Here is a 15000-nt window from a genome sequence, read left to right as displayed (position 1 = left end):
ACCGGGCGCCGGGTGTCGTCTGTGTTCACATCCGGCTCAGCGAAGCCACCGCGAACAGGACGTCGCTGATCGCCTGGCGGTCGCCGTTCTGGCCCACCGCCGCGTCCTGCGGTGACACGTGGCCTGCGGCCAGGTGGCAGAACTCCACCCCGTCCAGGGCCACATGGGCCACCTCGAACTCCGCGGAGCCCACCGCCGCCGGTGAGTCCAGCGGGATCAGCCACTCGCCGCCGGCCGCGCCCTCGATCTCCAGGCGCAGACTGCGGCCGGGCGCGCCGGCCGGGACCAGGTGCGGGGCCTGGTGCCCCGGCGCGGACAGGCCCGCGCGGCGGCGCTCGGCGAGCACCGTCGGCAGCAGGCGGGCCGCGAGGGTGATCATCCGGTTGAGGTGGCGCGGCGCCGGCGGCTTGTACGGGTAGTCCACCGCCTCCGCGATGTCCTCGGCGTGCACCCAGCACTCGAAGGCGCGGTCCAGCATCGCGTCGTGCAGCGGCAGAGCGAAGTCGCCGTACGACACCTCCAGACCGCCCGTGTGGCTGCCGGTGAAGGACACCGTCCGCACCAGGCTGTGGCTCTGCTCCCGCCACGGCCCCCGCACGGACCGCGTCGGCGGGAAGTGCGAGGCCCGCCAGAACGCCTCCGTACGGCCGGCCGGGCCCGCGGCACCCGGCTCCGCCGCCCCGGCGACCCCGGCCAGCGGGTCCTCCAGGCCCAGCGCGGCGGCGATCAGGCCGTCCACGGACAGCAGGTGTGCGATCACCCCGGCGACCGTCGTGCGACGGCTGGTCTGCGTGTCCTGCTCGAACCAGCGCAGCCGTACCGGCGCGTGCCACTCGGCGTCGCCGAAGTCCTGGAGCAGCGCGTCCAGCCGCGCGGTCTCGGCGTCGTACGGCGCCGCCCAGTCGGGCACCGGGATGCGCGGCGGCCGGCGGGTCAGGCAGCTCTCCAGGACGCGGGTGCGCAGCCCGGGGTCCAGGTCCAGGCTCTCCGGCTGGTGCAGCAGGCCGACCGCCTCGCGCAGCCGGCGGGCCTCGTCGGCGCACGAGCCGCAGCCGCCCAGGTGTTCCTCCACGGCCGCCGTCTCCGCCGCCGAGCAGGCGGCCAGCGCCCAGGCGCCGAGCAGCGACTTCAGGACGTCGTGCGACAGGTCGAGCGGCACGGGTGCGAGGTCCCCCAGGTCGGCGAGGTCGGGCAGCGGAAGCCCGCTGTCCTCCACGGAGGTGCGGGGCGTGGGTATGCGCGGGGCGGGTGCGGGACGGCGATGACCGGCGTGTGCGTCGCGCCGGCCGTGTCCCTCGCGTTTGTCGCGTTCCTCGCGCTCGTGGTGTTCGTCGTGCCCGTCATGTTCCTCGGACCAGCCCGCCCCGGTCACACCGCACCCCGGTATCCCGGCGGGGTGCCGGTGTCGTGGGCGGTGGAGAGGAGTTGGAGGCCGAGGCGGAGCCGGCGGCGGGCCTCGTCCTCGGTGACGCCGAGGTCGGCCGCGGTCTGGCGGTAGTCGAGGCGCTGGACGTAGGCCCGGTCCAGGGCGGCGCGCAGCGGGGCCGGCATGGAGTGGACGATGTAGTCCGCGCGGGCGGCGACGGAGGCGCGGCGGACGGTGCTCTCCAGTTCCTCGCGCCGCGGCTGCTCCCGCTCCTCCCGGTCCCGCAGCCGCTGCACGGCGACCCGGTGGGTGACGGCGGCGACCCAGGAGCGCAGCGGGCCCTGCCGGGGGTCGTAGCTCTCGGGGTGTTCCCAGACGTGGGCGAAGACCTCGCGGGTGACGGCGTCGGCGGCCTGTTCGTCGGCGAGGACGCGGTGGGCGAGGCTGTGCACGAGGGAGGCGAAGCGGTCGTACATCTCGCCGAGGGCGGCCGCCTCACCGCGTGCGAGCCGCTGCTGCATCTTGCGGTCCCAGCGGGGCGGTACGTCCTTCCTGGCCATGCGGTCCCCTCCCCTCACCGTGTCCGGCCCGTCCAGCCTGTCGGTCCTGCCCTCTCGAATGTAGTCGGCACGTCTGACAACGCACGCCCCTTTGGGGCAATGTGCGCCCCCCGCGGCGCCGCAGGTGATAGTGCCCTCTTCACACAACCTTCACACAGGACGCGTACACCTCTGATCGAACAGGATCGATAGTGACCGAAACAAGCCCCTTGTCGATCACCCGCCGTTTGCCGCGCCACGTTTCAGGGAACGGCCGCTGGGCAGCCGCGCGGAAAGAAACGTAGGAACTGCTTCCGTTTCCGGGCGGTTCCGCGAGATCCGGCGAGCGGAGGGGCAAGGCCGTGGCATTCAACGTGACCGGCGTCGAACGGGGTGAGTGGGCCGTGCTCCGGGTGTCCGGGGAACTGGACCTGATGACCTCGCCGGTACTGCGCCAGCGGGTGCACGACATCGTCGCCGAGGGGCACCACAGCCTCGTCGTGGACCTCTCCGACGTGTTCTTCTGCGACTCCAGCGGGGTCGGCGTCCTCGTCGCCGCCCGCCGGCTGATCCGCTCCTGTCAGGGCAGGCTGCGGCTGATCCTGCCCGACCGGGGCGCCGACGACGGTTCGCACGTCAACCGCGTCCTCGGCGCGCTCGGCGTCCGCCGCCTCTTCGACGTCCGCCCCGACGTCGAGTCCGCCACCGCCGACGACGCGGGCCCCCTGTCCGCCTGAGCACCTTTCCCGGCCCGCCGCCACGGAGTTGTCGCGGAATTCCCCCGGTCTTGGCACAACCGCCGCTTTGCCGCCACCTTCCCGCCGCCCGCGACGTACGCTCCCACCCGGATCAACCCCCACGTCAACGGAAGGCGGCCCGAACAGACATGGCCAGCACCGAGTACGAGCGCAGGATCGCCGCCCGGTTCGCCACCTTCGACCAGGACGGCAACGGCTCCATCGACCGTGAGGACTTCAGCGCGGCGGCCAAGGCGCTGCTCACCGAGTTCGGCGTGGCCGCCCGCTCCGACAAGGGTCAGGCGCTGTACGCGGGCGCGGAGGCGTTCTGGCAGGGCATGGCCGGCATCGCGGACCGGGACGGCGACCAGCGCATCACCCGCGAGGAGTTCGTCACCGGCGCGGTCAAGCGGCTGCGCGACAACCCCGACCGCTTCGCCGAGATCGCCCGCCCCTTCCTGCACGCGGCCCTGGCGGTGGCCTGCACCGGCACAGACGGCAAGGTCGGCGTCGCCGACACCGCGCGGGTGCTGCGCGTCCTGCACGTACCGGCGGAACAGGCCGAGGCGATCGCCGCCGCCCTCGACACCGACGGCGACGGAACGATCGGCGAGCCGGACATCGTCCCCGCCTTCGCCCGCTACTTCACGGTGCCCGAGTAACGGGGCGCGCGTAGGCGCCCCGCCTCCTCAGGCGAACACCACCGTCCGTCGGCCGTTGAGCAGAATGCGCCGTTCCGCGTGCCACTTCACGGCCCGCGCCAGCGCCTGGCACTCCACGTCGCGCCCGATGGCCACGAGCTGGTCCGGCGTCACGCCGTGGCCGACCCGCTCGACCTCCTGCTCGATGATCGGGCCCTCGTCGAGGTCCGCGGTGACGTAGTGCGCGGTCGCGCCGATCAGCTTCACGCCCCGGGCGTGCGCCTGGTGGTACGGCTTCGCGCCCTTGAAGCTCGGCAGGAAGGAGTGGTGGATGTTGATGATCCGGCCGCTGAGCTGCTTGCACAGGTCGTCCGAGAGCACCTGCATGTAGCGGGCGAGGACGACCAGCTCGACCTTCTCCTCGCGCACCAGCTCCAGCAGCTTCGCCTCGGCCTCCGGCTTGTTCTCCTTCGTCACCGGGATGTGGTGGAAGGGGATGTTGTAGGAGCCCACCAGCTCCTCGAAGTCGGTGTGATTGGACACCACAGCCGCGATCTCCACCGGCAGCGCGCCGGTCCGCGCCCGGAACAGCAGGTCGTTCAGGCAGTGCCCGAACTTGCTGACCATCAGCACGATGCGCATCTTCTCGTCGGCCCGGTGGATCTGCCAGTCCATGTGGAAGGTGTCACCGATCGCCGCGAAGCTCGCCCGCAGCTTGTCCACCGTCACCGGCGCCTCGGCCGAGAAGTGGACGCGCATGAAGAACAGTCCCGTGTCGTGGTCGCCGAACTGCTGGCTGTCCTCGATGTTGCAGCCGGTCATGAACAGATAGCTGGACACGGCGTGCACGATGCCCTGCTTGTCCGGGCAGGAGAGCGTGAGGACGTACTGGTCGGCCGGTGCGGCGGCGGGAGAGGCGGACTGCTCAGTCATGCACTACAGGGTCCCACACCGGCTCCCCTGCACGGGGCCGACGTCCGCTACGCGGACCGCGTCAGGATCCGCAGCACTTCCAGGCTCTTCGGCGGCGCGTCCGGGTCCTCCCCGTCGCTCGCCGACATCCGCACGTGCGCGTCCCGCGCCGCCCGCACCGCGTCCGGCCAGCCCGGGTGGTCCAGGTAGGCGGAGACCGGCGCGTCCGGGCCGACCTGGTGCATGATCCGCAGCACCCGCAGCACGGCGGTGTCGACGAGCGCCGCCTCCTGCGAGTCCCGGAATATGGTGCCGACGTATTTCTCGGCCGACCAGTTGTCCAGCCAGGTGTCCTCCACCAGCCGGTACACCGCGTCCGTGACGTCGCCGTAGCCGTCCACACCGGCCAGCCAGACGTCCCGCTGGAACACCGGGTCGGAGAGCATGTGCAGCGCCGAGCGCACGTTGCTGCGCCACCGCCACCACGGCATGTTGTTCAGGGGCATGCCGCCCATGGTGGAGGAGCGACGGCCGCGACGGGAAGAGTTCTCCGAACCTTGCACGGTCATCGATCGTACGTTCCTCGTCCCACGGGCCTCACCGGCCCCTCCAATTCACCTCCACGTCACCTTTCGTTGACCGAGGGTCACTCCCGGGTTAGCGCTGTGAGGGAATCGTGCGGGGACATGACCGGCAGGCGACGCACCCGCAGCACCTTCCTCCCCGCCCTTCCCCGCCCCGTCAGAGCCACCGCCCTCGCCACGGGCGCCGTGGCCCTCTGTGCGTCGCTCACCGCCGCATGCGGGGTCATCCCCGGTGCCACGGGGGGCTCCGGGGATGACCCGGTCAAGGTGATGACCTGGGCCCCGCAGGACACCGACGCGACCAACAAACCGGGCATGCCCGCGATGGCCCGCGCCTACGCGAAGTGGGTCAACGCCCACGGCGGCATCAACGGCCACCGGCTGGAGGTGCTGACCTGCAACGACCACAACGACGGCGTGGGCGCCGCCCGGTGCGCCCGGCGCGCGGCGGACGAGAACGTGGTCGCGGTCGTCGGCTCCTACAGCCAGTTCGGCGACTCCTACCTCGCCCCGCTGGAAGGCGCCGGCATCCCCTACATCGGCGGCTACGGCGTCACCAACGACGAGTTCACCGGCGCGATGTCCTACCCGGTCAACGGCGGCCAGCCCGCCCTCCTCGCCGGCCTCGGCAAGGCCCTCGCCGACAGCTGCGGCAACGTCGCCCTGGTCCGCCCCGACAGCATCGCCGGCGACCAGCTGCCCGCGATGCTCGACTCCGGCCTGAAGGCGGGCGGGCACGCGGACGCCGGTGACCAGCTCGCCGCCGACGACGCCACCGAGTACGCCGGCCAGTCCGAGCAGGCGCTGCGCTACGCCACCAAGGACGTGACGAAGAAGGGCTGTGTGGTGCCCGCGCTCGGAGACCGCACGGACACCTTCATGGACTCCTTCCGGCGAGCCCGCCAGAACTTCCCGGACGTGCGCACGGCGACCGTGCTCGGCAGCGTCGACCAGACCGTGATCAACGCCACGGGCGGGGCGTCGGGGCCGTACGAGGGGGCGTACATCACCGGCTGGTACCCGGTCGCCTCCGACCCGCGCTGGGACCCGATGAAGAAGGTGATCAACGAGGAGGCCTTCGGCGACAACCGCATCGACCCCGAGGACGCCGGTGTGCAGACCACGTGGATCGCCTACACCGTGCTCCGGGCCGTCCTGGAGAGGATCGGCGACGGCGAGGTGAGCGCCGACACCGTGCGCCGCACCCTCAACGACGGCCTGCGGGTCTCCACCGGCGGCCTCACCCCGACCCTGCACTGGCCCTACGAGGGCAAGCTCGCCGCGGTCGGGTTCCCGCGGCTGGTCAACGCCGACGTCACCCTCCAGGTGGTGCGGGACGGCAAGCTGGTCGCCGCCCGCAAGGGCATCGGCGGCACCAACGGGATCGCCGACATGACCTCGACGCTGGAGAACGCGGACGTGACCTGACGGGCGGCCGTCACAGCTGGGTGGGCTGGCGCTGGGTCAGGCCGTACTTCTGCGCGATCGTGTTCCACAGCGCCGCCGCCCTCGTCTTCTGCGCGCTGGCGGTGCCGCTCTCCCGGTTGCCTGCCTGGGTCTCCCCGGTGGTGCGGGCGTGCCCCTTGCGGCAGACCTTGCGGCTCTTGGCCTGGTCGGCCCAGGCCGCGTAGTGGTTGTCGGCCGCGGCGGACGCCTGCCAGGCCTTGGTCAGCGCGTCCCTCAGCTGGCCCTGGGCGTGCAGCTTGTCCGTGGACAGCTTGCCCAGCCGGGTGACCAGCTGGTTGCGCTGACTGGCCGCGTCCCGCAGGTCGGCGGCGGCCTGGTCGAGGTTGTCGCACTGCTTGACGTCGGCCACCGCCTGGATCACCGAGGAGCGGCTGCTGCCGCTGTCCGCGAGCAGCTTGTCCAGCTCGACCGCCTGCTGCCGGGCCGGGTCGACGGTGGGCGAGGCGGAGTCCTGGGTGGCCGGGGACGCGGCGGCGACCGTCTTGTCGTCACCGCCCTTGTCCTTGTCGCCCCCGGCGCTGAGCAGCGCGCCGGCGCCGACGCCGAGCACGGCGATGCCCACGCCGATCGCGGCGATCAGCGGCACCCGCGACCGGCCCCGGCGCCGCCCGCCGTCGTCGTACGGCTCGTCGTCGTACGCCCCGCCGTCGTACGACGGCTGCGCCGGGCGGTACGGCGACGCACCCGCGCCGGGGTGGGCGTCCGGCTGCTGGACGCGCGGGAGCTGCTGGGTGGACCCTGCCGGGCCGTCACCGCCCGCGGGGCCGCCGCGGAAGAGGCTGTCGAACTCGGCGGGCGGCTGCCGGTCCGCGCCCTGCCCCTGGGCCTGGGCGGTGTAGGGCGGTATGTACTGGGTGGCCTCCGCGTCGGAGGACGCGGGCGCCGCCTGCCGGGGCACCTGGCCCAGGTACCGGGTCTCCTCGCCGGCCGACTCCGGCGGCAGCGCGCCGGGCGCGACGGGCGGGATGTACTGGGTGGCCGCCTCGTCGACGGAGCCGGGGCCCGCGGGGACCGGCGGGATGTACTGGGTGGCGCCGTCGGCCGGCGCGGCCTGCACCGGCGGCAGGTACTGGGTCGCGCCGTCCGCCGTCGGGGGCAGCGGGGCGGCCTGGTACGGCTGCTGGGGCTGCGGCGCCTGGTGCTGCTGGTAGGCGTCGGGGGCGCCGTACGCGGGCTGCTGCTGAGCCGGGCCGTAGCCGCCGGCACCGGGAGCGGATTGGCCGCCGTACGGGGCGCCGGGGCCGCCGTAGGCCGGTGCCTGGCCGCCGTACGACGGGGCCGGGGCGCCCTCCGGGGGCAGCGGGCCCGGGTTCGCGGCGGACGGGGGCTGCGGGGAGCCGGTCCACTGCGGGGGCTCCGACGGGGCCCAGCCCTGGCCCTGCTGGTGGGCCTGCTGGGACGCCTGCCGACCGGGGCCCCAGGAACCGTCCCAGGCCTGGCCGCCGGCCGGGCCGGCGGGGGCGGGCGTCGCGGTCATGCCCGGCAGCAGGGGCTCGCCTCCGTCGGAGGGCAGCACGATGCCTTCGCGCGCGGGCCGCGCCGAGGGCTCCTCGCCCTGTCCACTCTGCGTCACCGGGACTCCTACTAATGGGGGACCTTGTGAATCGTCGGCTCACGCTACCGGGTCCCCCGAGCCGCGTGCTACGCAGCTCAGGACGCGACCTCCTTCTCTGCGACTTCCCTGTGACGGCGGTAACACCAACGGCCCGCAATGCGCCGTCCATGGCACCCGGCGCACCCCCGGGTGCCGTTTCCCTCCCGTTCACGCCCCCGCGGGGCCGGTGTTCACGCGGCCTGCTGTAAATCGAGGCGCGCGCCGAACTCCCGTACCACCGCCTCGTCACGGAAGGGCTCCAGGCGCTGCTGGAGGTCCTCCAGGTACTCGGCGCCGCGGTTGGAGCGGAGCGTCTCCAGCAGCTCCACCGCCTTCATGCCGGTGGTGCAGGCCTGCTCGACCTCGCGCTGCTGCACCTGGGCCGTGGCGAGCAGGACGTAGCCGATGGCGCGCCGGCGGGCCCGGGACTCGGGGTGCCCGGCCAGCGACTGCTCGGCGTACCGCGCCGCCTGCTCGGGCTGTCCGAGGTCGCGGTGGCAGTGCGCCAACTCGTCGGCGAGATAGGCCTCGTCGAAGTGTCTGATCCACACCGGGTCGTCCCCGGCGGCACCGTCCGCGCGTTCCATGGCGTCGACCGCCCGCCCGCCGGCCGCCTGCGCGGTGCGCGCGTCGCCGAGCAGGGCGTGTCCGCGCGCCTCGGCGGCGTGGAACATCGCCTCCGCGCGCGGGGTCACATGCCCGCGCGCCCCCTCCTGCGCCGCCCGCGCCAACTGGGCGATCTCGCGCGGGTTTCCGAGCTGCGCGGCGAGATGGCTCATGGACGCGGCGAGGACGTAACCGCCGTACCCGCGGTCCCCGGCGGCCTGCGCGAGACGCAGCGACTGGATGTAGTACCGCTGCGCGAGGCCCGGCTGGCCGGTGTCGACGGCCATGTACCCGGCCAGCTCGGTCAGCCGGGCGACGGCGGCGAAGAGTTCCCGGCCGACCGCCTCCCGGTACGAGCCCGCGAGCAGCCCGGAGACGACGCTGTTGAGGTAGTGCACGACGACCGGGCGGACATGCCCGCTGCCGTACTGGTGGTCGAGGTCCACCAGCGCCTGGGTCATGGACCGTACGGCGGCCACGTCGGCCTGCCCCACGCGCGGGCCGGCCTGCCGGGCCACCTGGGCGTCCGGCGCCGAGATCAGCCAGTCGCGGCTGGGCTCGACCAGCGCGGAGGCGGCGACGGAGGAGCCGGACAGGAAGTCCCGGCGTCCCACGTCGCTGCGCCACAGCTCGCAGACCTGCTCGATGGCCCCCAGTACCGTCGGCGAGAACTGGAGACCGACCCCCGAGGCGAGGTTCTTGCCGTTGGCCATGCCGATCTCGTCGATCGTGACCGTACGGCCGAGCTTGCGCCCGAGCGCCTCGGCGATGATCGCCGGGGCCCGGCCCCGCGGCTGCTGGCCGCGCAGCCAGCGGGCCACGGACGTCTTGTCGTAGCGCAGGTCGAGCCCGTGCTCCGCGCCGCACATGTTGACCCGCCGGGCCAGCCCGGCGTTCGAGCACCCCGCTTCCTGGATGAGTGCCTGCAGCCGTTCGTTCGGCTGCCTCGCCACGAGAGGCCTTGCGGCCATGTGCTACCCCCTGCGTTGCGATCCCCTGGAGCCTGTTGCGATCCTCCGGAGCACGAAGTTCCGGCCGGGAAGATCACTGCCCAGCTGACATACCGTCAATGCGTGACATGTGCGGTTTGCCGGGGTAAAGACGGTTGCCCCCCTCCCTGGCTACCCACCTCACGCCCCGTCTCCTCCCACGCGCCCCCGGACGTGCACCCATGCGCCCCGGCTGCGGAATCGATGCTCCTCCCCCGCGCGCGGTACGGCCGTAACTCCAGGTGGGTGCGGGAGTTGAGTGGAACGTGGAAGAGACGATCGCGGGCGCCCAGGACAGTCAGATTGCCGGTCACATTCCGCAGCAGCGCGGGGAATCGCTGCTGGAGACCGCCGTACGGTACGCCGAGGAGCGGCACTGGGACGTGTTCCCGGGCACCTGGCTGGAAGCCGTCGACGGGATGCAGCGCTGCTCGTGCGGTGACGCCTCCTGCCCTGCGCCGGGTGCGCACCCCACGCGCCCCGACTGGGCGACCCAGGCGACCGGCAGCGCGACCGTCGCGCGCCGGATGTGGCAGAAGCAGCCGACGGCGTCGATCCTGCTGCCGACCGGGCGGACCTTCGACACGCTGTCCGTTCCGGAGAGCGCGGGCTTCCTGGCGCTCGCCCGGATGGAGCGGATGGAGCTGACGCTCGGGCCGGTCACGCTGACGCCGGACCGGCGCATGCACTTCTTCGTGCTGCCCGGGGCGTCCGCGAAGGTGCCGGAGCTGGTGCGCAAGCTCGGCTGGTCGCTGGCGTCGCTGGACCTGGTGGCGCAGGGCGAGGGCGCGTACGTGGCTGCGCCGCCCACGCGGTTCGGGTCGCGGGGGGCCGTGCAGTGGGCCCGCCGGCCGACACCCGCGAACCGGTGGCTGCCGGACGCGGAGGAGTTGATCTCACCGCTGGCCTATGCGTGCGGGAGGGATCGGTAGCCGGTTCGCCCACTCGTCTGCGGGGTTCCGGTCACTTGGCGGCTACCGGTTCCGTCGTGGCTGGTCGCGCAGTTCCCCGCGCCCCTCAAGGCGTTGCACTGTGCCGACTCAAGGGGCGCGGGGAACTGCGCGAGGAACCCACCACACACCCGCACCCGCCAACGAAGCGCACCCGGCAGACGCGTAGGCACTCAATCCCCGAGCAAGCCGTCAAGGAACGGCGAGACGGCACCCCGCCAGGCCACCGGCAGGTCGAAGTGGGCGAGGTGGTCGGCGTCCGGAATCTCCGCGTACTCCCCCCGCGGCAGCACCCGCACCATCTCCTGGGCCTCCGCCCGCCCCAGCTCGCCGTCCACGCCGCGCACCACCAGCGTCGGGCACCGCACCTGGGCCAGTTCCTCCCAGTGGGCGTCGTAGACCCAGGTCTCACGGGACCTGAGCATGTGCTGGGGGTCGAAGACGGGACGCCAGCCGTCCTCGCACTCGTGCATCACCTCGGCGTAGAACGCGCCGCGCGCGGGGCTGGGCCGCTCCACCCAGGGGTCGTCCTCGCCGAACCACTTGCGGACGTCGGCGAGGCTGGCGAAGGGGACGGGCCAGGACGTGAACCAGTCGGCCCACTCGCGCTGCGAGGCGGCGCCGAGCGCGGAGGCCCGCATGTCGCAGATGATCAGACCGCGCACCAGGTCGGGGCGCTTGGCGGCGAGCTGCCAGGCGGTCAGCGCGCCCATGGCGTGGCCGATGAGGACGGCGGGGGCGAGGCCGAGCTGCTCCACGGCGGCCTCGGCGTCCTCGACATAGGCCTCGCGGGTGTAGGCGGCCGGCGGGGGTTTGTCGCTCTGGCCATGGCCGCGCTGGTCGAGCGCCACGGCGCGGTGGCGCCCGGCGAGCCAGCGGGCGGTGGACGCCCAGTGGGAGGCGCGGCCCATCAGGCCGTGGAGTAACAACACCCCCGGAGCGCTCGGCTCCGCCTCCGGTTTCGGAGGGTCGGCGAACTCCCAGGCGGCCAGGCGCAGCCCGCCCGCTCCCGTCACATCGATACGCCGTGCCATCGGCCTGGCACCCCCCAGTGCTCCGCCTGCCTCGTCGTCCAGCTCGTGTCGCCCAGCTCGTGTCGTCCAGCCGTTTCAGGCTATCGAATACCTATTCGAAAATGATGTCTCCGCGGACAACACCCCTCATTTGAGTGACACCCCTCAAGGAATGATCGCCGTGCCCCAGGGGATCTTTCTGGCAGGAGGCGGACCGCTCGGGGAAAAACGGTCCGAGGGGGATGACCCTGAGAGCTCGGGGCTCCGGGTCAGCACAGGGGAGGACAGGCCCCGGCGCCACACGGTGCCGGGGCCCTCTCCTTGATCAGCGCTTGGCGACGAACACGTGGGAGGCGATGTCCGCCTCCAGCTCGGCCGCCTCGCCACCGCTGCCCACCAGCACGCCGCCGGGCGACTCCGTCACGCTCACCACCGACCCGGGCTGCACACCCGCCCGCCGCAGCGTGTACATCAGCTGCGCGTCCGTCTGGATCGGCTCGCCGATACGGCGGACGACGACCGTCTTGCCGTCCGTGCCCGGGTCCAGGTCGGCCAGCGACACCATGCTCTCGTCCAGGAACGGGTCCGCCCCGTCCTTCTCGCCCAGCTCCTCCAGGCCCGGGATGGGGTTGCCGTACGGCGACTCGGTCGGGTGCCGCAGCAGCTCCAGCACGCGGCGCTCGACGGCCTCGCTCATCACGTGCTCCCAGCGGCACGCCTCCGCGTGCACCTGCTCCCACTCCAGCCCGATCACATCCACGAGCAGGCACTCGGCCAGGCGGTGCTTGCGCATCACGCGCGTCGCCAGCCGGCGGCCCTCGTCGGTCAGCTCCAGGTGCCGGTCGCTGGCCACGGAGACCAGGCCGTCGCGCTCCATCCGCGCCACCGTCTGGCTCACCGTCGGCCCGCTCTGGTCCAGCCGCTCCGCGATGCGGGCGCGCATGGGGACGACGCCTTCCTCTTCGAGTTCGAGGATGGTGCGGAGATACATCTCCGTGGTGTCGATCAGTCCGGACATACGTGCCCCTCGATTACCTCTGCCGGCAGCCGGCCGCTTGCGCAGGCCCTGGCATCAATTCTGCCGGATCCCACTGACAAGCGGGCGGCGGCGGGAAAACGGACGCACCCGGCCGCCCGCAGCCGGGTCCCTGCCGTATTGACACCGAGATGGTCCAGACCGCACGGTGATCCGCGACACAGACGCTGCGAAGGGGCACCGCATGAGCGACGGCACGCCTGCCGACCTGTTCTTCGACGCCGCCAACGGCCTGCTGCACCGGGTCCGTGACGAGGAGGCCGGGGCGATCGCCGCGGCCGGCACCCTGCTCGCCGACACCGTCGCGGCCGGCGGCCGCCTGTTCGCCTTCGGCGCCGGGCACTCCTCGCTGGCCGCCCAGGACGTCGTCTACCGCGCGGGCGGCCTCGCGCTGATGAACCTGCTCGCCGTACCCGGCGTCGTCGGCGTCGACGTCACCCCCGCCACCCTCGGCTCCGCCCTCGAACGCGTCGACGGCCTCGCGAGCGCCGTCCTGGACACCTCCCCGCTCCGCGCCGGCGACGCCCTCGTGATCATCTCGCTCTCCGGGCGCAACGCCCTGCCCGTCGAGATGGCCCTGAGCGCCCGCGCCCTCGGCGTGAAGGTCATCGGCGTCACCTCGGTGGCGTACGCCTCGCAGACGACGTCCCGGCACAGCTCTGGCACCTTCCTCAAGGACCACTGCGACATCGTCCTCGACTCGAAGATCGCCGTCGGCGACGCGGAACTCGCCCTCGACACCATCCCGGCGCCCTTCGCCCCCGCCTCCACCGTCGTCACCACCGCCCTGATGCAGGCCGTCATGGCGACCACCGCCGCCACCCTCGCCGACCGCGGCATCGAACCCCCGCTGCTGCGCTCCGGGAACGTCGACGGCGGCCACGAGTGGAACGGCCGGGTGATGGCGGAGTACGGCGACCGGATCTTCTACCGCCACTGACAGCACCCCGTCGGCAGCGGCCCCGCCGCGGCTACTCCCCCGGCCGGCCCCGCACCGCCTCCGCCAGGTCCAGCGCCGCCGCGATCCGTACGGCGACGTCCTCCGCGTAGGCGGCGTCGGACCGCTCGAAGCGGCTGCGGCCGGCACCGCGCAGGAAGGTCACCACGCCCAGCGTCCGTCCCCGGCTGCGCAGCACCGCGCACAGCGCGTGCACCGCGTCGCCGGGCCACTGCCGCTCCAGCGCCCACTCCCGCGCCCGCTCGGCCGGAACCGGCCCGGCGTCCGCGCGCACGGTCCCGGCCCGCTCCACGCACCGCAGCGCCGGATGCCCGTCCGGGTAGCGCACGGGCAGCCCGGCCGCGCCCGTGAGCAGGCTCGGACCCGGCGCCCCGGCGGGCGTCGCGGCGAGCCGCACCAGCCGGACGGAGGGGTCTTCTCCCTCCGCGCGCGGGACACCCGCCACCCGGTCGACGAGGGCGTGGTCGGCGAAGCCGGCGAGGGCGAAGTCCAGATGGACGATGGCCGCCTCCACCGGGTCCTCGCACTCGGCCGCCGCCCGGGCCGCACGGTGCAGCTGATTCGTCCGGAACCGCAGCAGGGACGCCTCCTGCTCACCCTGCTTGGCCTCGGTGACGTCCTCGAACAGCCACCCCACCCCGAGCGGCACCGGCTCCTCCGCGAGCGGCGAGGCCAGCCGCACGAAGCCGCTGCGCCAGCAGCGCCGCTTCTCGCCCTCCTGAGTGCGCACGGTCACCCACATCTCGGCGGGCGCGGGCGGCGCGCCCTCGGCGAGGACATGGGTGAGCGCGGCCTCCAGCTCCTCCACGCCCTGCGCGAGCAGCTCGCCCAGCGGACGCCCCAGCACGGACGTACGGCCCACCCCCAGCGTCCGCGCCGCGTGCGCGTTCACCACGGCGGGCCGCAGATCGGCGTCGACCAGGACGACTCCCCAGGACGCGTCCTCGAACAGCGCCTCGCTCAGCGCGATCGACCGCTCCAGGTCGATCTGCGCGTGGACCTCGCTGAACGCGCAGTACACCCCCGCGGGCTTCCCGTCGGGCCCGCGCACGGCGGCCGACTGCGTCCGTACGAGCACCCGCCCGCCGTCCTTGGTGACGAGCGCGAACTCGTGCACCTGGCGCCCCGGCGCGTGCATCGCCGACATCAGCCGGGCCTGCACCTCCTCGGCGTCGGCGCTGCGCACCGCCCACCCGGCGAACCCGTGCCGCCCGACGGCCTCCGCGGCCGTCCAGCCGAGGATCCGCTCGGCCTCCCGGTTCCAGTGGGTCACGACCCCGTCGGCGTCGAAGGCGCACAGCGCCGCGTCCATGCCGTCCAGCAGCGCGGCGAGCAGATCGGACCCGCCGGGCTCGCCGGGCTCGTCCGGCCCCAGCTCGTCAGTGGTCCCACTCCGCCGTGAAGCACTCACCTGGACCCCCTGGAAACCGCGTCCGCGCACACACGGCGCTCGGTTCGCTCACTGGCCTTCATTCAACTGGAACGTGACTCAGCACACATCCTGTTCCCGCAAGATTCCAGAGATCAATGCCGCGAGCCGTCCGGTGAAAAAACAGTTGAGCCCGTCACGACGGCTTCTTAGGGTGTGGGGTACACGAGAAGGGAGGT

14 protein-coding genes are annotated in these 15000 nt (G+C 73.1%); 5 read left to right on the top strand and 9 right to left on the bottom strand.

Annotated features, from left to right (window positions below):
• Positions 1-25 precede the first annotated feature (25 nt).
• Together ACZ4U1_RS10100 and ACZ4U1_RS10095 are read right to left on the bottom strand one after the other, a co-directional pair.
• Positions 26-1237: a zf-HC2 domain-containing protein gene (locus ACZ4U1_RS10100; protein ID WP_467902262.1), complete on the bottom strand. Its 1212-nt coding sequence runs from the start codon at positions 1235-1237 to the stop codon at positions 26-28.
• A gap of 131 nt (positions 1238-1368) precedes the next feature.
• Positions 1369-1926: a sigma-70 family RNA polymerase sigma factor gene (locus tag ACZ4U1_RS10095; RefSeq protein ID WP_467901806.1), complete on the bottom strand. Its 558-nt coding sequence runs from the start codon at positions 1924-1926 to the stop codon at positions 1369-1371.
• A 341-nt stretch (positions 1927-2267) separates the two neighbouring features.
• Here ACZ4U1_RS10095 and ACZ4U1_RS10090 point away from each other — a divergent pair, with 341 nt between their 5' ends.
• Positions 2268-2642, top strand: a complete 375-nt coding sequence (locus ACZ4U1_RS10090; RefSeq protein WP_467901804.1) for an STAS domain-containing protein — start codon at positions 2268-2270, stop codon at positions 2640-2642.
• 149 nt (positions 2643-2791) lie between these two features.
• On the top strand, positions 2792-3304 hold the full coding sequence (locus ACZ4U1_RS10085; protein WP_467901802.1) for an EF-hand domain-containing protein: 513 nt from the start codon (positions 2792-2794) through the stop codon (positions 3302-3304).
• A gap of 27 nt (positions 3305-3331) precedes the next feature.
• Here the strand turns inward: ACZ4U1_RS10085 and purU are convergent, their stop codons facing one another.
• On the bottom strand, positions 3332-4216 hold the full coding sequence (purU, locus tag ACZ4U1_RS10080; protein ID WP_467901800.1) for a formyltetrahydrofolate deformylase: 885 nt from the start codon (positions 4214-4216) through the stop codon (positions 3332-3334).
• 47 nt (positions 4217-4263) lie between these two features.
• Positions 4264-4764, bottom strand: a complete 501-nt coding sequence (locus ACZ4U1_RS10075; RefSeq protein ID WP_467901799.1) for an SCO4402 family protein — start codon at positions 4762-4764, stop codon at positions 4264-4266.
• A 117-nt stretch (positions 4765-4881) separates the two neighbouring features.
• Between ACZ4U1_RS10075 and ACZ4U1_RS10070 the strand changes: the two genes are divergently transcribed.
• Entirely contained in the window at positions 4882-6207 is a 1326-nt protein-coding gene (locus ACZ4U1_RS10070) for an ABC transporter substrate-binding protein (protein ID WP_467901797.1), read from the top strand.
• Between the two features lie 10 nt (positions 6208-6217).
• Here ACZ4U1_RS10070 and ACZ4U1_RS10065 read toward each other — a convergent pair whose 3' ends face one another.
• Both ACZ4U1_RS10065 and ACZ4U1_RS10060 read right to left on the bottom strand, forming a co-directional pair.
• On the bottom strand, positions 6218-7819 hold the full coding sequence (locus tag ACZ4U1_RS10065; RefSeq protein ID WP_467901796.1) for a hypothetical protein: 1602 nt from the start codon (positions 7817-7819) through the stop codon (positions 6218-6220).
• 212 nt (positions 7820-8031) lie between these two features.
• Positions 8032-9417, bottom strand: coding sequence for a transcriptional regulator (locus ACZ4U1_RS10060; RefSeq protein ID WP_467901794.1), 1386 nt, complete (start codon positions 9415-9417; stop codon positions 8032-8034).
• A 284-nt stretch (positions 9418-9701) separates the two neighbouring features.
• Here ACZ4U1_RS10060 and ACZ4U1_RS10055 point away from each other — a divergent pair, with 284 nt between their 5' ends.
• On the top strand, positions 9702-10367 hold the full coding sequence (locus ACZ4U1_RS10055) for a bifunctional DNA primase/polymerase (protein WP_467901792.1): 666 nt from the start codon (positions 9702-9704) through the stop codon (positions 10365-10367).
• Between the two features lie 191 nt (positions 10368-10558).
• Here ACZ4U1_RS10055 and ACZ4U1_RS10050 read toward each other — a convergent pair whose 3' ends face one another.
• Positions 10559-11419 (bottom strand): alpha/beta fold hydrolase, encoded by an 861-nt coding sequence (locus tag ACZ4U1_RS10050; protein ID WP_467901791.1) that lies wholly within the window; start codon positions 11417-11419, stop codon positions 10559-10561.
• A 304-nt stretch (positions 11420-11723) separates the two neighbouring features.
• Complete coding sequence (locus tag ACZ4U1_RS10045; protein WP_059250541.1) at positions 11724-12416, bottom strand: metal-dependent transcriptional regulator; 693 nt, start codon at positions 12414-12416, stop codon at positions 11724-11726.
• A 202-nt stretch (positions 12417-12618) separates the two neighbouring features.
• On the opposite strand from ACZ4U1_RS10045, the gene ACZ4U1_RS10040 reads away from it, so the two are divergent.
• Positions 12619-13374, top strand: a complete 756-nt coding sequence (locus tag ACZ4U1_RS10040) for an SIS domain-containing protein (RefSeq protein WP_467901789.1) — start codon at positions 12619-12621, stop codon at positions 13372-13374.
• Positions 13375-13405: 31 nt separating this feature from the next.
• Here the strand turns inward: ACZ4U1_RS10040 and ACZ4U1_RS10035 are convergent, their stop codons facing one another.
• On the bottom strand, positions 13406-14803 hold the full coding sequence (locus ACZ4U1_RS10035) for a PAS domain-containing protein (protein ID WP_467901787.1): 1398 nt from the start codon (positions 14801-14803) through the stop codon (positions 13406-13408).
• Between the last annotated feature and the right edge of the window lie 197 nt (positions 14804-15000).

The organism is Streptomyces sp. NPDC028928 (genome assembly GCF_055564915.1).
The sequence above is the reverse complement of the archived record's forward strand: the minus strand, read 5'-3'. Positions and strand labels throughout refer to the sequence as shown.